21 protein-coding genes are annotated in these 19,737 nt (G+C 74.2%); 8 read left to right on the plus strand and 13 right to left on the minus strand.

Going from position 1 to position 19,737, the window contains the following annotated elements:
• Window position 1: 1 nt before the first annotated feature.
• From ACIQI7_RS21560 to ACIQI7_RS21570, 3 genes are all read right to left on the minus strand, one after another.
• The gene (locus ACIQI7_RS21560) at window positions 2–220 is read right to left on the minus strand and encodes a hypothetical protein (RefSeq protein WP_401112369.1); all 219 of its coding nucleotides are present in this window, start codon (window positions 218–220) and stop codon (window positions 2–4) included.
• A gap of 298 nt (window positions 221–518) precedes the next feature.
• Window positions 519–737, minus strand: a complete 219-nt coding sequence (locus tag ACIQI7_RS21565) for a hypothetical protein (protein ID WP_401112372.1) — start codon at window positions 735–737, stop codon at window positions 519–521.
• A gap of 26 nt (window positions 738–763) precedes the next feature.
• Window positions 764–1,075 carry a hypothetical protein gene (locus ACIQI7_RS21570; RefSeq protein WP_401112374.1) on the minus strand — a complete coding sequence of 104 codons (312 nt, stop codon included), beginning with the start codon at window positions 1,073–1,075 and terminating at the stop codon, window positions 764–766.
• Window positions 1,076–3,734: 2,659 nt separating this feature from the next.
• Between ACIQI7_RS21570 and ACIQI7_RS21575 the strand changes: the two genes are divergently transcribed.
• Window positions 3,735–4,490: a hypothetical protein gene (locus ACIQI7_RS21575; protein WP_401112379.1), complete on the plus strand. Its 756-nt coding sequence runs from the start codon at window positions 3,735–3,737 to the stop codon at window positions 4,488–4,490.
• 198 nt (window positions 4,491–4,688) lie between these two features.
• The gene (locus tag ACIQI7_RS21580) at window positions 4,689–6,272 is read left to right on the plus strand and encodes an FMN-binding glutamate synthase family protein (protein ID WP_401112382.1); all 1,584 of its coding nucleotides are present in this window, start codon (window positions 4,689–4,691) and stop codon (window positions 6,270–6,272) included.
• Window positions 6,273–6,569: 297 nt separating this feature from the next.
• Here the strand turns inward: ACIQI7_RS21580 and ACIQI7_RS21585 are convergent, their stop codons facing one another.
• The 4 genes from ACIQI7_RS21585 to ACIQI7_RS21600 form a co-directional block, all read right to left on the minus strand.
• Window positions 6,570–6,899 (minus strand): STAS domain-containing protein, encoded by a 330-nt coding sequence (locus tag ACIQI7_RS21585; protein ID WP_401112385.1) that lies wholly within the window; start codon window positions 6,897–6,899, stop codon window positions 6,570–6,572.
• Window positions 6,896–8,218 (minus strand): PP2C family protein-serine/threonine phosphatase, encoded by a 1,323-nt coding sequence (locus ACIQI7_RS21590; RefSeq protein ID WP_401112388.1) that lies wholly within the window; start codon window positions 8,216–8,218, stop codon window positions 6,896–6,898. The genes ACIQI7_RS21585 and ACIQI7_RS21590 overlap by 4 nt, the downstream gene beginning before the upstream one ends.
• The gene (locus ACIQI7_RS21595; RefSeq protein WP_401112391.1) at window positions 8,218–9,021 is read right to left on the minus strand and encodes an alpha/beta fold hydrolase; all 804 of its coding nucleotides are present in this window, start codon (window positions 9,019–9,021) and stop codon (window positions 8,218–8,220) included. Before ACIQI7_RS21595 ends, ACIQI7_RS21590 begins: the two co-directional genes overlap by 1 nt.
• Window positions 9,022–9,333: 312 nt before the next feature.
• Window positions 9,334–9,504, minus strand: a complete 171-nt coding sequence (locus ACIQI7_RS21600; RefSeq protein ID WP_401112394.1) for a hydrophobic protein — start codon at window positions 9,502–9,504, stop codon at window positions 9,334–9,336.
• Window positions 9,505–9,629: 125 nt separating this feature from the next.
• Between ACIQI7_RS21600 and ACIQI7_RS21605 the strand changes: the two genes are divergently transcribed.
• The 3 genes from ACIQI7_RS21605 (at window position 9,630) to ACIQI7_RS21615 (ending at window position 11,715) form a co-directional block, all read left to right on the plus strand.
• Window positions 9,630–9,803 carry a CsbD family protein gene (locus ACIQI7_RS21605; protein ID WP_401112397.1) on the plus strand — a complete coding sequence of 58 codons (174 nt, stop codon included), beginning with the start codon at window positions 9,630–9,632 and terminating at the stop codon, window positions 9,801–9,803.
• 245 nt (window positions 9,804–10,048) lie between these two features.
• Window positions 10,049–10,663, plus strand: a complete 615-nt coding sequence (locus ACIQI7_RS21610; protein WP_401112400.1) for a LysE/ArgO family amino acid transporter — start codon at window positions 10,049–10,051, stop codon at window positions 10,661–10,663.
• A gap of 53 nt (window positions 10,664–10,716) precedes the next feature.
• A complete protein-coding gene (locus ACIQI7_RS21615) occupies window positions 10,717–11,715 on the plus strand; it encodes an ArsR/SmtB family transcription factor (protein ID WP_401112402.1) in 999 nt (332 codons plus the stop codon).
• 121 nt (window positions 11,716–11,836) lie between these two features.
• On the opposite strand, the gene ACIQI7_RS21620 is transcribed toward ACIQI7_RS21615, so the two are convergent.
• On the minus strand, window positions 11,837–12,058 hold the full coding sequence (locus tag ACIQI7_RS21620; RefSeq protein WP_401112405.1) for a DUF6458 family protein: 222 nt from the start codon (window positions 12,056–12,058) through the stop codon (window positions 11,837–11,839).
• A gap of 122 nt (window positions 12,059–12,180) precedes the next feature.
• Here ACIQI7_RS21620 and ACIQI7_RS21625 point away from each other — a divergent pair, with 122 nt between their 5' ends.
• Window positions 12,181–12,306 carry a hypothetical protein gene (locus ACIQI7_RS21625; protein WP_401112408.1) on the plus strand — a complete coding sequence of 42 codons (126 nt, stop codon included), beginning with the start codon at window positions 12,181–12,183 and terminating at the stop codon, window positions 12,304–12,306.
• A 220-nt stretch (window positions 12,307–12,526) separates the two neighbouring features.
• Here the strand turns inward: ACIQI7_RS21625 and ACIQI7_RS21630 are convergent, their stop codons facing one another.
• The 3 genes from ACIQI7_RS21630 to ACIQI7_RS21640 all read right to left on the minus strand — a co-directional run bounded on the left by ACIQI7_RS21630 (window position 12,527) and on the right by ACIQI7_RS21640 (window position 14,221).
• Window positions 12,527–12,652: a hypothetical protein gene (locus ACIQI7_RS21630; protein ID WP_401112411.1), complete on the minus strand. Its 126-nt coding sequence runs from the start codon at window positions 12,650–12,652 to the stop codon at window positions 12,527–12,529.
• Window positions 12,653–12,738: 86 nt separating this feature from the next.
• A complete protein-coding gene (locus tag ACIQI7_RS21635; protein WP_401112414.1) occupies window positions 12,739–13,563 on the minus strand; it encodes a TIGR04222 domain-containing membrane protein in 825 nt (274 codons plus the stop codon).
• A 61-nt stretch (window positions 13,564–13,624) separates the two neighbouring features.
• Entirely contained in the window at window positions 13,625–14,221 is a 597-nt protein-coding gene (locus ACIQI7_RS21640; RefSeq protein ID WP_401112417.1) for a zeta toxin family protein, read from the minus strand.
• A 292-nt stretch (window positions 14,222–14,513) separates the two neighbouring features.
• On the opposite strand from ACIQI7_RS21640, the gene ACIQI7_RS21645 reads away from it, so the two are divergent.
• Both ACIQI7_RS21645 and ACIQI7_RS21650 read left to right on the plus strand, forming a co-directional pair.
• Window positions 14,514–14,930 carry a hypothetical protein gene (locus ACIQI7_RS21645; RefSeq protein ID WP_401112420.1) on the plus strand — a complete coding sequence of 139 codons (417 nt, stop codon included), beginning with the start codon at window positions 14,514–14,516 and terminating at the stop codon, window positions 14,928–14,930.
• Window positions 14,931–15,559: 629 nt separating this feature from the next.
• Window positions 15,560–17,338 carry a DUF4157 domain-containing protein gene (locus tag ACIQI7_RS21650; RefSeq protein WP_401112422.1) on the plus strand — a complete coding sequence of 593 codons (1,779 nt, stop codon included), beginning with the start codon at window positions 15,560–15,562 and terminating at the stop codon, window positions 17,336–17,338.
• Here ACIQI7_RS21650 and ACIQI7_RS21655 read toward each other — a convergent pair.
• A complete protein-coding gene (locus tag ACIQI7_RS21655; RefSeq protein ID WP_401112425.1) occupies window positions 17,295–18,287 on the minus strand; it encodes an MFS transporter in 993 nt (330 codons plus the stop codon). The genes ACIQI7_RS21650 and ACIQI7_RS21655 overlap by 44 nt on opposite strands.
• Window positions 18,288–18,289: 2 nt before the next feature.
• Window positions 18,290–19,690: an alpha/beta fold hydrolase gene (locus ACIQI7_RS21660; RefSeq protein ID WP_401112427.1), complete on the minus strand. Its 1,401-nt coding sequence runs from the start codon at window positions 19,688–19,690 to the stop codon at window positions 18,290–18,292.
• Window positions 19,691–19,737: the final 47 nt, after the last annotated feature.

Below are 19,737 nucleotides of genomic sequence, written 5' to 3' on the forward strand. Positions count from 1 at the left end.
ATCAGGTGTAGACCTCGTGGGCGTACTCCTCACGGCTCAGCTTGAAATCGTCCGGCCGGTCGCGGCGGAGCTCTTCGTATCGCGTGCAGAAGACCCCGAGCGCCTCGTTGAGCCGGCAGCCGGACGCGTCCCTGATCATCCGAAGCGCCGGGCCGATTCGACGGTCCAGGATGTAGCGGTCCAGGACATCGGGGTCCACACCCTCCGGCAGCTCTTCCATGCGCCAACCATAGTGACCGCGGATTCAGTCCCGCCAGCCCGAGATCACTTGGCGAACGGTCAATTCACCTGCCGTCAGGACGGGCTGATCACGGGCAGGCGTCAGCCTCCAGGTCGGCGAAGCGTCAGCAGGCACCGGGCGTGAGACACATCTACGTGTCTGGAGAACCGTCCCGGTTCACCTCTGCGAGCCACCCGGTCCCGGACGGCAGCGGGCCGACCGCCGCGCCCATCCGGCCCGCCGGGCCTGTCACGGCCCCTGGAGCCTGAACAGGCCCGGGGCGAACAACATCACGGCCTCACTGGCAGCGTTCGGCGGTGGTGCGGCCGGCGGTGACGGCCTGATCGAGACGCTCCGCGGGCCGGGGCAACCGGATGACAGGGCACCCGTACGCGACGGTACGCGCCAGCGCCAGCGCGATCCCCGCGACGGCCGCCAGGGCCAAGCCCTCGTCGACGCCGAGCCCGTCACCGGGCAGGACGAAGCCGTCGAGCACCCGGGTGACCTCCGCGGGCACGCCACCGCTCTCGCCGTCCTTCGGGTTCAGGTCTCTGCCGCAGCGAGGACGGCCGCGGCCAACTCCTCCAGCGCTCGGTCGCCGGTGCGTGCGGCCAGCCCGGCCACCCACGCGGCGGCCTCCGCGGTCGAGCGCTCGCCCGCCCCGAGCGCGGCGGCGAGCTCGGCACGCCGCCGCTCCACCTTCCGCTCGTCCTCGGCCTGCCGCGCCCGGTCGCGCTGCGCCCGGGCGGCGTGGTGGGCGGCGAGGACCGCCCGTTCGATGGCGAAGACCGCCGGGTCGATGTCACTTGCGGGCCGGTGGGCGTCCGGGCCGGGGGAGTGATGGGGGTCCGTCATGACCGGCCCAACCGTCGGCCGGCCGTACCGGTAACGGGTGAGGTGATCGGCTCCAGCCGGCCCGCCGCTGGCCGGCGCCCCGGGCTTGAGCTGGTGGCTTGGTGGTGGCTCCTGGCAGGTACCCCGTCGTTTCCGGCGTCGTGTCGGACGTAGCTCCGGCAGGCCGTTGAGGTGCCCCGTTCATGGCGTGGCTGAGGGGGGTTCGCCCGGCCGCCGGGTGTGGTCGTCACGGTGGCCGGGCTCTGAGCGGTGGAGGGACCGGTGCGGACGGGGCCCGAGGGGGAGCCTCTGTCCGCACCGCGTTCTGCCTCACCCGGTCTTCTTCTCACCCGGAAGGGGGCTGCCAAACGGGCTGATCGGACCAAGGAGGGCACATGAGGCGAGCGGGTGGGCGCTATCCGGCGTGGCCGGCCGTGAGCCGGCGATGGGTGCTCCGGACGAGTTCGTGTCAGAACGGCGCGGCCGGCAGGTAGCCGCCGAGAGCGGCGAGCACGCCGAACGAGACGTCGACGCTCACCCGGCCCTGCTTCCGCGGTGGCGTGCGAGGAGGTTGCGGGCCCGGGCGGCGTCGGCCAGGGCAAGACGCGGCTGGCGGCGGAGTTCGCCGACCGCTCGACCCGGGGCGGCTGGACCGTCGCCCAGACCCGGCACCGCAGCGAGGTCGCCTCCGCGGGGGCGGGGGCGGGACGCTGGCGGTGCGGCCGCCCGGTCTGGTCGTGGTCGTCGACTACGCGGAGCGCTGGCCGCCCGCGGAATCCGGTGTCCGTAGCGGCGGTGTTGTGCGCAGTCGGCTCCACGGCCGTCGAACAGGCCCGGGCCCCTGAAGGCGTCACCTCGTACGCGGCTTCCGACATCGTCGCCTCCTGGCCGGCACCGGGCGTACCGAGGAAGCCGTGGCCGTCCTCGAACCGCGAGTGGACGCTGATCTGGCCCGTCGACCCGGTCTGCGGCAGGAGCTGAGTTCCGAGGTGAGTCGCGCCGGCAACTCGGGGCCCGGGTGATCCGGCCGAGGTCGGCTGCGGTGAGGTTGCCAAGGCGCGCTTGACCCGCCTGACGGACCGCCGGAGAAGGTGGTGACCGGTCGAATCACCGACCAGGAGGATCCCGGGGCCGAGGGAGGACCGGCGCGATTGCCGAGTGGCCCCGCTCGCGTTGCCCTGGTCGGGTGATCGGCGCGAATCGGAACTCGGTCGAAGCGTGTCGGACCGGTCCGGATTACGCGCAGACTATAGGTAGATCATATGCCTGGCTGGAAACTGTCCTTCTGCGCGGCCGCCGCCATCCTGATACTGGCCGCTGCGGGCTCCGTCACCGCTCACCCGCGCGGCGGACCGGGCGCCAGCGGGTTGGTGCTGTCGGTGACAGCGACGACGGGGGCCCGAGCCCCCGCAGCGCTCGAAGGCCCCGGGTGCACAGTGCCCACACCGGGTTCGCCGTCGCCTGGTGGGCCTGGTTCCCCGTCGCCTGGTGCGCCTGGTTCCCCGTCGCCTGGTGGGCCTGGCTCGCCGTCGCCCGGTGCGCCCGGAGGCGGGGTGCCCGGAGGTGGGGTGCCCGGGGTTCCCGCGCCGGGTGGTTCTGCGCCCGGGGCGCCCGCACCCGGGGGGCCCGTGCCCGGCGCTCCCGGGGGCGGGGCGCCAGGAACGTCTGCGCCTGGAGGTGGAGTACCGCTGGTTCCCGTCCCGGGAGCGCCCGCAGGCGGCGTACGGGCTCCCGCACCTGGCGGTCCGGTCCCTGGCGGTGGTGCGCCCGGGATCGGCGGGCCGGGGGGCCCTGCGGGCGGGGCGCCGGGAGCCGGTGGTGGTGCGGGCGGTGGCGGTGCTCCCGGGACGGGTGCTCCCGGGGCGGGTGCTGCCGCGCCAGGGGCTTCCGGGGGCGGAGCCGGGCCTGGGGGTCCTGCGGGGGGTCCTGCGGGCGGGGCGCCGGGAGCCGGTGCGGGTGCGGGTGGTGCGGGCGGTGGCGGTGTTCCCGCGCCCGGCGCGCCCGGCGCCGGCGCGCCCGGGGGAGGCGCTGCTGGTGCTGCGCCCGGAGCGCCCGGAGCGCCCGGAGCGCCCGGAGCGCCCGGAGCGGTGGCCGCGGGCGGGGCGGCGGGAGCGGGTGCGGGTGGTGCGGGCGGTGGCGGTGCTGCCGCGGCGGGTGCTCCCGGGGCGGGTGCTGCCGCGCCAGGGGCTTCCGGGGGCGGTGCCGGGCCGGGGGTACCTGCGGGCGGTGCCGGGGCGGCGGGAGCCGGTGCGGGTGGTGCCGGCGGTGGCGGTGTTCCCGCGCCCGGCGCGCCCGCAGCCGGTGCTGCCGCCGCGGGTGCTCCCGGGGCAGGTGCTGCTGGTGCCGCCCCCGGGGCGCCCGGAGCGGTGGCTGCCCCCGGGGCGCCCGGAGCGGTGGCCGCGCCCGGGGCGCCGGGGGCGGGGGGTAAGCCCGCGAACTCGCCGAGCGCCTCCGCCGGCGCGTCCACGACACCCTCCCGATCCCCGGGGGCGCACGTCGGGGGGAACCATGTGTCGTCGCCTCTTCTGGGCACCGGTCGCTTCGGCCACAGCAAGCCCCCGCTGTCGCACGCTGTTCTGCTCTTCTTCCTCCTCCTGTTCATTCCCGCGATCGCCGCCGCGGCCATGGCATGGCATCGCTACAAGCCGAGCCGCTCGTCCGACTCAAGCTGAGGGGTGCCGTGGAACACGTACTCGCGATGATCGGCATCGTCGTCGGATTCGTCGTCGTCGCCGGGGGCGCTGTCCTGCTCAACAACCGCAGGACGAGGCGGTCGGCGTCGGGGGAGGAGGCACGCGACGGCACTGCCGAGTACCTGACGATGATGGTCAGCGTGTTGTACGCCTTGGTGCTGGGCGTCGCGCTGGTGACGGTGTGGGAGGCCAAGGACAGCGCCAGTACCAACATCAGCGCCGAGGCCGGGGCGCTGCACCAGATGTACCTGCTCGCCGATGCGCTGCCGCCCGACGCCGCCCAGCATGCCCGCTCGGCGACGGACACGTATGCCGCCTACGTCCGGAACGAGGAGTGGCCCCTGATGGAGCAGGGCAAACCGCTGGGCCCGCGCGGCTGGGCGCTGCTGCGCGACGTGCAGAACGCGTGGACGTCCTTCGAGCCCAGTACCAACGCGCAGCAGCAGGTGGACCAGGTGGCGTTCGGGGAGCTCTCCGTCGCCTACCAGGCGCGCCACGGCCGGGAGGCGAACCAGGGCATGTCGGGCGTCATGTGGTTCGGCCTGCTCGCCGGCGGCGTGCTCACCCTGGGCCTGATGTTCCTCTTCGGGATCGAGCGCACGGGCACCCATCTGGTTCTGGCTACGGGCTTCACCAGCCTCATCGTCTTCATGGTCGTCCTGATCTACGCCCTGAACTCGCCCTTCGGAGGCCTGCTGGGCCTGACGTCCGCGCCGTTCGCCGAGGTCGTCGTCGGGGTCTGACCGGGGCCCGTCGTCAGCTGCGGGGGTCGTCGCTCAGGTTCCCGCGCGCCCCCAGCCGCACGGACGGCACCTTCCCGGGCACCCGGCCCCGTACGGCCCCGCTCCACTGCGGTGAAGAGGTCCGCTCCGCTTGCCCGAAGTGGTCCTGACCTCGGGTTCCGGGGGAGTGGCGGGGCCGTTCGGGGTTAGACGGGGGCCGTGTGGAGATTCCTTTCGGTTGCCGGGTTGTGGAGTGGAGCGGTCGCGGCTGCGGCGGCTGCCGTGGTGGTGTCGCCGTGGTGGTGGACCGCAGCCGGGCCCTCGGTGGCCGTGGCGGTGGTCGCGCTGGCGGACGTGCTGCAGACCAGGCACTCGGTGCTGCGCAACTACCCGGTCCTCGGGCACCTGCGGTTCGCGCTGGAGGGCATCCGGCCGGAGGTCCAGCAGTACTTCGTCGAACGCAACGTGGACGGGCGCCCCTTCGACCGCGACACGCGCGGCATCGTCTACGCGCGGGCGAAGGGGAGCGACGCGGAGGAGCCGTTCGGTACGGAGCTGGACCTGTACGAGAGCGGGCGCGAGTTCCTGGTGCCGTCGATGGCACCGGTCCCGGTGCCCGAACGGGCGCCGCGGGTGCGGGTGGGAGGGCCGCACTGCACCCGGCCGTACGAGATGGCGCTGCTGAACGTGTCCGCGATGAGCCTCGGCTCGCTGTCGGCCAACGCCGTGCTGGCGCTGAACACCGGTGCGGCACTGGGCGGTTTCGCCCACGACACCGGGGAGGGCGGCCTGTCCGAGTACCACCTGCGTCCCGGGGGCGACCTGGTGTGGGAGATCGGCACCGGCTACTTCGGTTGCCGCACCCCGGACGGGGACTTCGACGCGGCCCGGTTCGCGGACAAGGCGGCGCACCCGCACGTCAAGTGCGTGTCGTTGAAGCTCAGTCAGGGCGCCAAGCCGGGCATCGGCGGGGTGCTGCCCGGCCCCAAGGTCAACGCCGAGATCGCGGCGGTCCGCGGTGTGCCGCAGGGGCGGACCGTCGTCTCGCCGCCCTACCACCGGGTCTTCTCCACCCCGCGCGAGCTGGTCCGCTTCATCGCGCGGATGCGCGAGCTGGCCGGCGGCAAGCCGACCGGCTTCAAGCTGTGCGTCGGCTCGCGCCGCCAGTTCCTGGCGGTGTGCAAGGCCGTGCTGGAGGAGGGGGTGGCCCCGGACTTCATCGTGGTGGACGGCGCGGAGGGCGGCACCGGCGCCGCTCCGCTGGAGTTCGCCGACCACGTCGGCATGCCGCTCACCGAGGGCCTGATGACGGTGCACGACGCCCTGGTGGGCACCGGTCTGCGGGACGTGATCCGCATCGGTGCCAGCGGCAAGGTGGCCACCGGCAGCGACCTGGTGAAGCGGCTGATCCAGGGAGCCGACTACACCAACGCCGCCCGGGCCATGATGTTCGCCGTCGGCTGCATCCAGGCCCAGCGCTGCCACACCAACACCTGCCCCGTCGGCGTGGCCACCCAGGACCGCCGCCGGGCCCGCGCCCTGCACGTGGGGGACAAGTCCCAGCGGGTGCGGCGCTACCAGGAGGCGACCGTCAAGAGCGCACTGCAGATCATGGCGGCGATGGGTGTCGACGAGCCGGCCCGCCTGGGCCCGCACCTGCTGCAGCGCCGGATCGACCCGCAGACCATCCGCTCCTACGCGGACCTCCACCCCCGGCTGGCCCCGGGCCAACTCCTGGACGAGGCGCCGCAGTCGTGGGCCCGGGACTGGCACGCGGCCGACCCCGACCGCTTCACCCTCTGAACACCCCCGAAAGGAGACCGCCGCCACCCTGCGCGCCCTCCTTCCCCACCTGCGGCCCATCGAGGACCGCTCGCACCCGGACGACGCCCGGCGGCGCTTCGAGGACTGGCGCGCCTCGCAGCTGCACCTCGACGATCCCCGCCACGACCACCGCCTGCTGGGCCGCCTGCGCAGCGCGCTGGACAACCGGGACCACGACGTCCGCCCGTCGGCATGCGGTCACCGGCTGCGGGCAGGCGGTGACCGCACGCAGCGTGGGGCCGTCCCCTGCGCGGTCCGGCCCGGTGCCGGTCCGGCTCAGCCGTCGGCGGTGCTGTCCGCGTGGATGGTGAAGACCCGGTCGAGACCGACGACGGCGAGCACCCGCAGCGTCTTGGCCGGGACAGCGCTCAGGGCGAGGTCCGCGCCGACGGCGTGGGCGAGACGGCGGGCCGCCAGGAGGGCGGTGATGCCGCTGGAGTCGCAGAAGTCGAGACCGGCCAGGTCGATGACCAGGCGCTGGCCCTCGTCCAGGGTGAGTTCGTCGAGGTATCGGCGCAGGTCGGGGGCGTGCTCGTAGTCGAGGTCGCCGGTCACCCGCAGGACGGGACCGGCGGCGTCGTCGTACCGGTTGATGGTCAGGCTCATGGTGTGGAGTGGGTAGGCGGGGCGGGAGTGGGGCGGGCGGCGGGGACGCCCAGGGCCAGCAGGGCGGTGTCGTCGTCCAGACCGTCGCCGAAGCCCTTGAGTAGGACGGTCAGGGCGTCGATCAGCTCGCGGGGGGAGGCGGGTGCGTGGCCGGCGGCGAAGGCGAGCAGGGCGTCGTCGCCGAAGAGGCTCTCGCGGGTAGGGCCGGTGCGGGCCTCGGTGAGTCCGTCGGTGTACAGCAGGAGGCAGTCCCCGGGGTCGAGGACCGTCCTGGCGGTGGTGAACGGGGCCTCGGGCAGGATGCCGACCAGGAGACCCCCGGGGGTGGGGAGGAACGCGCTGCTGCCGTCGGCGCGCAGGACCAGGCTCGGCGGGTGTCCGCCGGAGGCGACTCGCACGCTCACCCGGCCTTCGTCGCCCTCGTGTTCCAGGAGGCCGAAGACGGCGGTGCAGTAGCGCGGGTCGCCGGCGGCCGCGTAGTGCTCGTGCAGGACGGCGTTCAGGGTGGTCAGCGCGGCGGCGGGCTCCGGGTCGTGCAGGGCCGCGGCCCGCAGCGTGTAACGGGTCAGTGAGGTCAGGGAGGCCGCCTCGGGCCCCTTGCCGCACACGTCGCCGAGGAAGAACGCCCACCGCCCCTCACCGACGGGGAAGAGGTCGTAGAAGTCGCCGCCGAGCCGGTCGGGGGAGGCGGTGTGGTAGTACACGGCCGTCTCCAGCCCCGGGACGGCGGGCAGCGAGGAGGGAACGAGCGACTTCTGCAGGGCGGCGAGGGCCTCGGCCAGCCGTTGCCGGTCGCGCTGTGCCTGCCGCAGGGCGGCCTCGGCGTCGGCGCGGGCCTGCTCGGCCTCCTCGCGCCGACGCAGGAGCTCGGCCTCATAGGCCCGCCGGTCGGAGGCGTCGGTGACGGTGGTGCGGATCAGCAGCGGCTCCCCGCCGCTGCCGTGCCTGATCACGGAGGACACCAGCACCGGCAGCCGGCCGGCGCTCTTGTCCTTCGCCCTCATCTCCAGGGCGATGCCGTGCACTTCGCCCTGCATGCGCAGCAGCGGTGCGAAGTGCGTCTCGTGGTAGAGCTTCCCGCCGACGGTGAGCAGGTCGGTGAAGCGCATCCGGCCGATCACGTCGGTGCGTTCCAGACCCAGCCAGCCCAGCAGCGTGGCGTTGATCTTGGCGATGGTGCCGTCCATCAGCGTCGACAGGTAGCCGCAGGGCGCCTGCTCGTACAGGTCCTCGGCGCTGTCCTCGAGCAGCGCGGTGAACGCGGCGCGGGTGCTCGCACTGTCGTCGAAGGGGCCCGGCTCCTCGCCGACCCTGCACATCACCGCAGCCCTGCGAGGAACCCGAGGACGGCGTCGGCGGTGGCCTCGGGCGCGCTGAGCTGCGGGCAGTGGCCGGTGGCGTCGAGGGTGACCAGCCGGGAGGAGGGGATGGCGGCGTGCACGTACGCGCCCACCTCACGGGGCGCGATCACGTCCTGGGCGCACTCCAGCACCAGCGTGGGGACCGTCACCTTCTTCAGGTCCTCGCGGCTGTCGGACAGGAACGTCGTGCGGGCGAAGACCCGGGCGACGTCCGGGTCCGTGGCGCAGAAGCTGTTCGTCAGTTCCCGGCCCAGCTCGGGCCGGTCGGCGTTGCCCATGATCACCGGCGCCATGGCGGCGGACCAGCCCAGGTAGTTGGACTCCAGGGTGGCCAGGAGCTCCCCGACGTCCTCGGCGCTGAACCCGCCCCGGTACCCCTCGTCGTCCACGTAGCACGGCGAGGGTGCCACCATCACCAGCGCACCGATCCGCTCCGGCGCCGACTCCGCCGCCAGCACGCCCACCATCGCGCTCACCGAATGCCCCACGAACACCGCGTCGCGCAGGTCCAGCTCCCGGCACACCTCCACCACGTCCTGCGCGTAGCCGTGCAGCGAGGAGTACCGCTGCTCGCTCCACGCCGCCGGGTCCGACCCGCCGCAGCCCACGTAGTCGAACAGCAGGACCCGGTAGCGGTCCACCAGGGCGGGCACGATCAGGCGCCACATGTTCTGATCGCAGCCGAAGCCGTGGGCCAGTACGACCGTCGGCCCGTCGGCCGGCCCGAGCAGCGTCACGTTGTTCCTGCGTAGAACATCCATGACGGCCATCCTCCCATCAGGCCCGCCCCCGTCCGGACCCGGGAGTCGCTCGGTGGGCCTGCTGCGGCCAGCGGCGTTGAGGACGCCCTCGCCACCGTCACCGTGCGGGTGCCGCTGTCGCCGCCTTCGAGGACCAGTGGGTCAGGCCGCGCCCGGTGGCGCCGTCCACGGCCGGGTGCTCCTCGGCGGCCGGGCGCAGGTCTCGGCCGTCCCTGGCCGTCCCCGACGCCGCGGCGCCGTCCAGCGGCACGGCGACGTGGCATGCGCACCGGTGCGCATGCCACGTCGCCTTCCCCGGGGTTCGGCCGGGACCTACCAGCGGTACCAGCGGCTGCGGTTGCCCGATGCGCCGGTGCCACGGGCCACGAAGCCCAGCAGCCAGACCACCAGGACCACGACCGCCACCCACCAGAGGGCCTTCAGTGCGAAGCCCGCACCGAACAGGAGCAGAGCCAGCAGCAGTACCAGCAGAAGGGGAACCATGTCGACCTCCGTAGTCAGCGTCAGCGAACCGCTTGCCCCGCTCCGTGGCACATATACGGAGGAATGTTCCCGCCGTACGCGGGCAGGCGGCGGACCAACGACGTTCCGACGAAGCGGAGGCCGCGATGAGTGCCAGCGACAAGATCGAGAACACCGCCGACAAGGCCAAGGGCGCGGTCAAGGAAGGCATCGGCAAGCTGACCGGCAACGAGCGCCTGCAGGCCGAGGGCCGGGCGGACAAGACCAAGGGCGACATCAAGCAGGCGGGCGAACACGTCAAGGACGCCTTCAAGGACTGACCCTTCACGGTCTGCGGCGGGGGGGGGGGCCCGCCCCGGGGGGGGGCCCCCCCCCCCCCGCCGGGGGGGGGGGGCGGGGGCGCGGGGGGGGGGGGGGCCGCCGCCCGCCCCCCCCCCCCCCCCGCCCGGGGCCCCGCCCCGGCCACGTCGGTCCGGGCCGCGCGGTCCTGCTCCACGACGGCCTCCGGGCGGGCCGGGCACGCCCGCGCCCCGGTGGGGCCCGTCAGTCCGTGGCCGGCAGGGCGTTGTCCAGGAGGATCTCCGCCGCCTGCGCGTGTCGGCCGCAGTCCGGCTCGCCCAGCACCATCGCCGCCGCCGTCGCCGGTTTCGGGACCGGACTCTCCCTCATCGTGGCCGTCGGCGCCCAGAACGCCCTCGTCCTGCGCCAGGGCGCCCGCCGACAGGCCGTCCTCGCGGTGGTCGCCGTCTGCGCCGCCTCGGACGCGGCGCTGATCGCGCTCGGCGTCACGGGCGTCGGCACGGTGGTCACGGCCCGGCCGGCGTCGAAGTCCGCCGTGGGCCTGGTCGGCGGAGCGTTCCTGCTCTGCTACGGCGTCCTGACGGACCGTCGGGTGCTGCGCCCGGACCCGGCGGCCGCGCTCACCGGCGGCGGACCGGCGGCGGTGACCGTCCGGCGAGCGGTCCTGACCTGCCTGGCGATCACCTGGCTGAACCCACACGTGCCGGGCACGGTTCGCCGGGCGACGCCGGGCGTTCGGTTCGACGAACGCCCGGTCGAGGATCGTGCTCCGGCCCCCACTCCCCTCGTGGTGGGGGCCGGAGCGGGCCTCAGTCGCGCCGACGAGAGAGAGCTTGCAACGGGGACGGCTGGACGGCCATGCATTAGCCTCTGGGCCTAATAGTCAACAACGCGGCAGGTCAGCGCGGCTGCGGGGAAACCGGAGGAAGGTTCGTGATCGCACTGAGGTTCGGGGTCGCGGACCTCGCGAGGACCCGGTTCGTCATATCCCCGCTCGACCACCTGATGGCCGGCGCGGCCCGGTCGGGCGTTCATCAGGGCAGCGGGTCGCGCAGCGAGCGCTGGTGGCGGGACATCCGCCGCCACGTGCCCCACCGGGCCGTGCGCTTCCTCGAGGTGGTCAACGCGAGCCCGGTCGGCGTTCCCGACTTCATGGTGGCGGACCTCGACGCCGTCCGCCGGCAACTGACCGACGAGCTCGACGCGCTCCTCTCCGTCCCGCAGCAGGTCGTGGAGGAGGATGTCGCCATGTTCGGCAGCGGCCCGGAAGTCCCGGCCGCCCTGGCCCGGTTGCGCGAGGACGGCAGCCGGGGCCTGCGCGAGGTCAGCGACGGTGCCTGGGCGCTGTTCCAGGCCTGCCTCGCCCCGGACTGGCCTGACATCCGCCGCGCCCTGGAGGCCGACATCGCCGTCCGGGCCCGCACCGCCGCCCGCTCCGGGATCGGCGAAATGCTCGACTCGCTCCATCCGAAGGCCGTCTGGCGGGACGAGGGAGTGCTGGAGTGCACCCTCGGCGAACTGGAGGGCTCCTTCGAGCTCGGCGGCCGGGGTCTGGAACTGCGGCCCAACTACTTCGTCCAGCGGAGCATCAGCCTGTTGGCCGGGCCGGACCGCCAGAGCCTGCTGCTGCACCCGATCGCGGCCCCGACCGCCGAGCCCGCGGCCCGGACACCGGCCGCCGACGGCCTCGCCGCCGTGCTCGGCCCCGCCCGGGCCCGCGTCCTGCGCGCCGTCGCCGGCAGTGCCTGCTCCACCACCGAACTCGCCCAGCGGCTCGGCGTCACCCCGCCCTCCGCCTCCGCCCATGCCGCCGCCCTGCGCACGGCCGGCCTGATCGCCACCCGCCGTGAGGGCAAGCGGGTCCGCCACACCCTCACCGACGTCGGCCACGACCTCCTCCTCGACAACCCGCCGCCTCCGCCCCCGGTCTGAGCGTCGGTTGACGGGCGGCTCGGACGCAGATCCCGGCCACCGACGTACGGTCGGGACCCGCTCGAACGTGGATCCCGACCGTACGCGGCCTCCGGCCGATGTCGCGGAGTCCGGCTGACTCCTACTCGTAGTAGCGGCGCTCCTCGACGGGTTCCTCGCTCTCGACCCTGCGGACCAGGCGTCGGCGGCGGAACACGTTCGCGTAGGTGATCAATCCCAGAAGCCCGGCGGCCATGAGGATCCAGCCCACCAGGTGCAGGTTGACGCCGTTCACGTGCCAGTCGGTCGCGAAGGCCATGATGGCGCCGAGGGCGAACAGTACGATGCAGCCGCCGATACCCATGCCGTCTCACTCCTCGTCGGTCGGTTCGCTCCTCGGGTTCCCTGAATCCGAACTTGAATGTCGGCGGCTTCCCGCGGGCTGCCCGGGGAACCGTCGTCCGGGGCTGCGGGAAGGGGTGGCTGTTGCCGGTCGAGCAGGGCGCGGACTTCCGCCAGCCGCCCGGCGAGACCGCGGCGGTACCTGCTCCGGCCCGGCGTCCGCTCGCGGCCGGCGGCCCGACCTTCTCCGACCCGGCCCGCCAGACCTGACGGGCCGGGTCGTCAGGTCTCGCCCTGTCCCGCCCTGTCCCGCCCCGGCTCGCCCGGCCGGAGCGGCCGGGCGAGCCGGGGCGGTCGCGCGCTGTTCGACGCGTCAACGACGGGAAGCCGGACGGCGCCCAGACCGGCCGGCGGCGGCGTGGGCCAGGCCGCGGTCGTCCTGGGGTCGGCGTGCCGGGGGCCGGGTGGTTCTGGTGGCTGTCGGTGGTGGCTACAGCAGGCGGACGTGGCCGTAGCGGGCGCGGGCGGCGTCGGCGCTGCGTCCGAGCGTTTCGCCGACCGCGGTCCAGGTGGCGCCGCCCCCGCGCCAGAAGCAGACCAGGAATTGACGAAGCACTACCCGACGGCCGCGACGCGGAGCCGAGCGCGGGTCTGACCGACTCGCAGTCCATCCGCGCCGGCCCGGCGGTACCGGCGCCAGCGTCACAGGCCACCCAGACCCGGCGGGTCCTCGAAGGGCGGTGGGGGCGGCGAGGGCGGCAGGCTGATCGCCTTGTCCAACGCGCGGAGCCTGCCGTGGAATTCGCCCCGGGTGGTCTTGCCGAGGATCTCGGCGTCCGCGTCGCCGAGCGGGTCGTGGAGGCGGGGACGCCACGGCTGGTGGCGCTCCCGGTGGACGGCCAGGGCCGCGCGGCCCGCCTCCGTGGTTCCGTCGGACCGGTGGTGCACGTCCGTGCTGGACCGCCAGCCCGCCACGACGAGCAGGAAGGTGCCCACTCCCGGGACCAGGGGGTCGGGGAAGCCGCGCGCGGCGACCATCCAGACGGCCGCGACGCCGAGGGCGAAGGAGGCCAGGCGGATCACGGTCAGCTGGTCGGCGGCCCGTTCGGCCGCCCGGCGGCGGCCCGGGTGATCGACCAGGCCCTGGTCGCCGAGCCGCCGGCCGACGGCGGTGATGCCCGCGGACCGCCTCAGCCGCTCCATCCGCCGCCACGCACGGCGCCGCGGCACCCGACCGAACACCCGCACGACCTCCGCTTCCACCGCGTCCCGCGCGACCGGGTCCACCACGGTGAGCACCCCGTCCGCCACCGACACCCGGCCGCCGAGCACCATCGAGGCCAGCACCGTCTCCGCCAGCGACCTGGCCCCCCGGTGCAGGTAGGCGACCTCATAGATCGTCAGTTCCTCCTCCGGCGCCCGCGGGACCACCAGCGCGTCCACGTACGCGCGGTGCGCCCGCCGCAACCGCACGGCGCCGATCGCCGTCAGCGCGAAGGCCGCGGCCAGTACGACGATCCACCCCACGACAGACCCCCTCCCCGCGCCCGCCGGCGCACTCCGGGTTGATGCCCGGGCCGGCCGGCCGTCACGCAGTGGCCGACGAGCCCGCCCGGCGGCGACGGCCTGGTCCGGGCACTCGGCGAGCCGGGGCAGCCGGCTGGCGGGGCACCCCCGCGGCCGCCAGCCGGCGGGCGCACTCGTCGTGGTCGGCCCACGACACCCACCGCCCGGCACCGTCCCCGTCGCCGAGGTAGCGCTCCAGCACGCCGAGCTGACTCCAGGCCAGGGCACAGGCCGGCGCGACCACCTCGATCCGGTGTCCGGACGCCCGGTACGCCAACGCCTGAGCCCGGGCCTCGCCCGGGTCGGCGAGAGCGGTCTCCACCACCGCGTCCAGCCGCTGCGCGCGCACGTACTCCTCCACAGCCGCCTGCCAGCGGCGGGTGTCCGGACGTGCGCCGGCACCGGCTGTCCGGACATCCCCGGCCAGCAGCGTCTCGTAGTGCCGGTGCGCGGCCTTGTAGAGGTCGGAGCCCAGGCGCACGGCGCCACCGCGCCGACCCAGGACCGGCAGCAGCAGGTCGCCGAGGGCGCTCTTCCCACTGCCCGGCGACCCAGCCACCAGCAGCACCACCGGCGTCTCCTGCGACAGCGCCCCACCAGTCCAGGTGGGAAGGATCAACCGGGTCAGGATCCGGCTGCTCTCGGCGTCCGACAGGACCACTCCGCCGAACTGCCCCGGTAGGTCTGTTTCGCCTGTGTCACCTGTGTCCGGACCATCGCCGATTGGTTCGCCGGTGACCCGTCTCAGCGAACTTTGACCGGTCTCAACGGAGGTTCGCCGATCGATGGTTGTCTCACCGAAGTTTGACCGTCGGGTTGTGCCCACGGCGTGGTCATAGTCGATCTTGTCGGGGGTGGTGGCTAACCTGCCGCGATGCCGAAGGTCGGCGATCAGGGGGGAAGGGGCTGCAGTGGGTGGCAACGAGTGGACGATGACCGGGCCGTACCAGGAGGATCTGGCAGCGGCGTTTCGGCAGGCCCAGGACCTGGAACTGGTGCGGGACGATCGGGGCTTCCCGGGACGCGGCATCGTCGAGCTGTGGCAGGACGCGACGTGGCAGGAGTACATCGGGACCGGGGGCACCGGTACGGTGCTCGACTTCTACGAGCTGGCCGTCACCGAGGACGATGCCCCCTTTGTGATGCGCCCCTTGTCCCAGCATGAGGTCCTGGCCTGGGCTCCCGACGGCCGTCCGACCCGCGAGCAGTGGGACGCCGCGAAGCGCCGGTTGCTCGAACCGGTTGGGCGGGGGAAGGGCCGTTGCACGGTGCTCTATCGCGACGGCCGGCCGTCTGAGGTCGGTTACTGGGGCTGCACCGCAGACTGACCCCGGCCTTGGAGCGGGAGCCGGTCAAACTTCGTTGAGACAGGTCGAACTTCGGTGAGACGGGGCTGTCCCGACAGGGCTGGGACCGTGGCCAGCTACCGATGGAGCGGGGCGTCCTCGATGGCGGCGACGAGGAGGGCGTGGACAGCGGCCGCCGCCTCCCGGGTCGCCAAGTCCTCGCTCGTCAGCTGGGAGGCGGCGCGCCCGCCGTGCCCGGCCGGGCCGGACCGCGTTCACCGGCCGCCGGTGCCGGTGTCGGACCGGCCTGCGGCGGTGGCGGCCGCGAGTTCGGCGGCGAGGACCGCGAGCTCGGTGGGCGAGGTCGCCGAGAACGCAGGACGGGAAGGCGGCGGCGATCGCGCAGACGGCGACCAGCGGCATCCGCTCGCCGGGGCGAAGCTCGGGCAGGGTGCCGGTGGTGTGCGAGGCACCGAGCACCCCGTCCTCCGCCCGCTCGGCAGCCTGCGGTCCGACCGATCCGTCCGTCGGCCACGGGAACGCGACAGGAGGAGCGCCGGGCACCGGGGTGTGTCCGATCAGGCAGGAGGGGCTGCCTCTGTGGCTCTGGTAGGGCCAGCCGCCCTTCTGTTATCCAGGAGGATGTCCGCTCGCCGTGTGAGAGGGAGACCATGCACGCCCAGCACCGCGCAGGCACCCATGAGGCCGAGAACGGCCGTCCACCGGCCGGCAGGCCTGTCGGCCGGGGCACGCCGCCGCTCGTGGCCCTCCAGCGCAGCGTCGGCAACGCGGCGGTCGTCCAGATGCTCCGCAGAGCCGGGCACGCGGGGGCTGGGGGAGGACACCAGCAGGGCGACGAACTCGATCTGCGGCAGTCCGAGCACGCCGTTCAGCGCTCCACCGTCCAGGACGTCCTGCGCACCCCGGGGCGTCCGCTCGACCAGGACGCCCGCACCGAGATGGAGCGCCGGCTGGGCGCGGACTTCTCGGACGTCCGGATCCATACGGACGCGGCCGCGCGAGCCTCGGCGGTGGAGGTGGGCGCCCGCGCTTACACCTCCGGCCACCACGTCGTCATCGGCGCCGGCGGAGGTGACAAGCACACCCTCGCCCACGAACTCACCCACGTCATCCAGCAGCGCCGGGGCCCCGTCGCCGGGACCGACGACGGCACCGGGCTGAAGGTCTCCGACCCCTCCGACCGCTTCGAACGCGAGGCCGAGGCCAACGCCACCCGCGTCATGCGGCGCTCGCTGCCCTCGCCGGCGCGGATCGAGGGGATGGCCGAGGGCGTGGCCGGAGGCGGCGTCCGTACCGGCGTACCGGTGCAGCGCACGTCGGAGGAGGAGGACCGTCAGGCCGCCGCGGCGCTCGCCGAGACGGCGCGCGGGCGCACCGAGCCATGGGAGCGAAGGGCGTCCACGCCCCACGACACGGAGATCGGCGTGGAGCAGACCGGTGTCCACATCGCCAGCGTCCAGGCCCCCACGGACCAGGTGATGGGCGAGGACGCGGCGTGGTCGGCCGTCGAGCTGGAGGAGAAGAAGAAGCTCCTGGGCGAGGCGATGGACCTCGCGTTCCTCGAATGGAGCGAGCGGTACGACCCCGAGCACGTCTACGTCTTCACCGCGCCGGAGTACTACTTCAGCGGCCAGGGCACCCACTTCCTGAGCGAGGACCAGGCGGCCGGCGTGGACGAGTGGCTCGCCGCCCGCCTGGCGGGTCTGCCCAGCAACTACCTGGTGGTGCCGGGGACCGTCGGCCGCCGGCGCGACCTCGGCGGGCCCGGAGCGGACCAGGCGCGCGCTGACCAGCGGACGGGCCGCGAGTCGCTCGAGAGCCAGGCGAAGGCCGAGAAGAACGACTACGCCCTGGACATGGTGGCGGAGTTGGAGGAGGTCTGGGAGCAGGGCCCTGACCTCGACGGGTCGGGCGACGTGACCGTGTTCGACAACTACGCGCCCGTCTTCCAGGGCGGCCAGGGGCCGAGGAGCTACACGAAGCGCTTCGAGGCGCCGAGCTACGGCGGAGCTCCGGACCGTTCGGAGGAGGAGATGCGGCAGGGCTTCTTCGCCATCGGGAAGGAGAAGTTCACGACCACCGTGAAGGGCGTTCAGGTCAAGCTCGAAATCTGCTCGGACAACGCCGCGGAGAGCCTCTGGACCGAACCGTACGAGGGCGTCCACATCCTGGTGGCGGCGGACTTCGGCGACGCGGGGGACAGCAAGGCCAGCATGCACGGGGACACCTTCGTCGTGGCCGACGCGGGACACTCCCAGCTCTTCGAGTCCGACAGTCCGGTTCCGCAACTGGAGAACATCAGGGATCGCCGGTACCACGCTTCCGACAAGCGGAAGATGACGAGCAAGAACGCGGAGGCGACCAGCCAAAAGGGCCGGGTCTCACTCAACTTCTACCGCACGGCGACCCGAAGGCCCGCCGCCGAGTAGCCGCCGCCCCGGTCGCGCGGGTGCTCGGGGCGGCGGTGGGCGGGCCGGGCGTCGAGCCCGGAGGCGACCAGCCCACCGCGGCTGGCCTCGTCCGCTCTGTCCGCCGCGACAGGCTGTTCTGGGACGGAGCGCACCAGCGCACCGGCGGACTGTCCGACCTGCCTGGGCCACCTCCACTGCAGCCACCCCCGCCGACCGCCGGGCGTCCCGCCGGCTGCTGTCCCGGCGCCGACGCCGCCGCCGCTCGCTGTCCCGTCCCGGCTCGTACGTCCCCGCCCAGCACCGCCGCCTGGGGGCGCCAAGTCATCAAGGCGCTCACCGCCGACGTCTCCAGGCGCTGGGTCCACAGCAGGCGGACGTCGCGGGCTCCGCGCGGCAGGACGACCAGGGAAGCGGCCGCCGAGCGCAGGCCGGCCCGGGGGCGTTCGCCGGCCGCCAGGCGCCGGTCGGGCAGCTTCAGACACAGCAGCGCGGCGGCGGCGAGGGCGAGCGATCCGCACAGGGCGAACTGGAGGGTGACGCGTCCGGGCAGCGCCGAGGAGAGGACCATCGCAGGCACGACGCCCGCGAGGTTGCACATGGAGAAGGCGCCGGCGACGCGGGTGCGTCGCTGCGGCGGGTACTGGTCGACGACGACGGTGGTGAGGGCGGAGACCAGGCTCTGGTAGCCGGCCACCGTGACCACCCAGCCGGCGGCCAGGGTCACGGTGTCGTGGGCGAGGGCGAGCAGCAGCAGGCCGAGCAGTCCCACGAGCGCCCCGCCGAGGATCCAGGGGCGGCGCATGCCGCGGCGGCTGGTGCAGTGGTCGGACAGGTGTCCGGCGACGGGGGCGACGAGGCGGACGAGGCGCCCGCCCCGACCCGCCGCCCCCGCTCCCCCCGGCCTCCGCCCGCCGGCGCCGTCCCGCCCGCCCCGGGAGCGGGCCTGTCCGCCGACGGCTGCCGCCATCCCTACTTCAGCAGGAAGTCGTACACCGCCTGCCGTCCGGCCGGGTTCGCCGCCCGGTTCTGCACCGAGTGCGCCGCGCCCGGGACGATCACGATCTGCGGGTTGTGGGCCAACTCGGCCTGCTGATAGATGAGTTCGTACGGGGTGGCCAGGTCGCGGTCGCCGCCGAGCAGCAGCACGGGCACGTCGGGCAGCCTGCGGCTCGCCGACGGGGCCGGGGGCACGCGCTCGCGCGGCCAGTCCAGGCAGACCAGGAGGCTGCCGAGCCCGGTGGCGGTGGCGGGGTCGTAGGGCCAGGTCTGCTCGGTGGTCAGCCGCTGCCGGGTGAGTTCCAGCGCGGCCGGGCGGGCCTCGACGGGCGTGTCGGTGGTGCCCCAGGGGAAGCGCGAGTCGGCGCACAGGGCGGCGGAGTGCAGGCCCTGGCTGAGCTCCTCGGCCGAGGCGGTGTCGACCTCCCGGTGGACGAGGTCGAAGAACTCCTGGAGCTTGGCGGGCTGCCCGGCGGCGGCCTCGTGCAGGATCTCCGGGACCCCGCCGTAGTCGGGGTCGATGAACTCGTAGCCGGTCAGGGCGCTGAGGATCTGCGCGCCGTTGCCGTAGCGCCGGACGGTGGCGGCGAGGTCGGCGGCCGGGTCGGTGGTGCAGCCGGTGGCCTGGCAGGCGGCGCGCAGGACGCGGGCGGTGGCGGGCATCGCGGCCAGGTCGAGGGGGTCGAAGCCCTGGGGCGGCGCCACCGAGTCGAGCACCAGGCGGGCCACGCGCGCGGGGTGGGCGAGCGCGTACCGCTCGGCGACGAAGCTGCCGTACGAGACGCCGTCCAGGGTCAGGCGCCGGGCGCCGAGGGCGCGGCGCAGCAGGTCGATGTCGGCGACGGTGTCGGCGGTGCTGTAGAGGCGGGCGTCGGGGCCGAGGGCGGCGGCGCAGTCGGCGACGGACTGCTTGCGCGGCACGGCGAGGTCGGAGGAGCCCATGTCCTCCTGGAGGCCGGGGCATTGGAGCGCGCCCCGGCCGGTGCCGCGCTGGTCGAACATGACCAGGCGGTAGTCCTTGAGGACGGGCTCCAGCTTGCCGGCCATCCGCTGGATGGTCGGGACGCCGGGCTGGCCGGGGCCGCCGGTGAGGAAGAGCAGGTCGCCCTTGGGCGCCCTGGTGGCGCGGGTCATGGCCACCGCGAGGTCCAGGGTGCCGGGGGTGGCACCACTGTGGTCGAGCGGGACGGTGAGGGTTGCGCAGGTGAACTCGGGAGCGTCCGGGCAGGGTGCCTGTCCGGTGATCCCCCCGGCGCCGCCGGCTCCGGGTAACGCCGGGGCGCCGGCGGCGAGGGCGGGGGTGGCCAGGGTGGTGCCGGCGACCACCGCCAGGGCGCCCGCCAGGGCGGCGATGCGGCCGCGCGTGCTGGTCATGTTCGTCCTTCCGCTCGCGCCGCGTCCGGGTGACGCGGTCACGGACT

Source organism: Kitasatospora sp. NPDC092039 (assembly GCF_044756065.1).
Lineage (GTDB): Bacteria > Actinomycetota > Actinomycetes > Streptomycetales > Streptomycetaceae > Kitasatospora.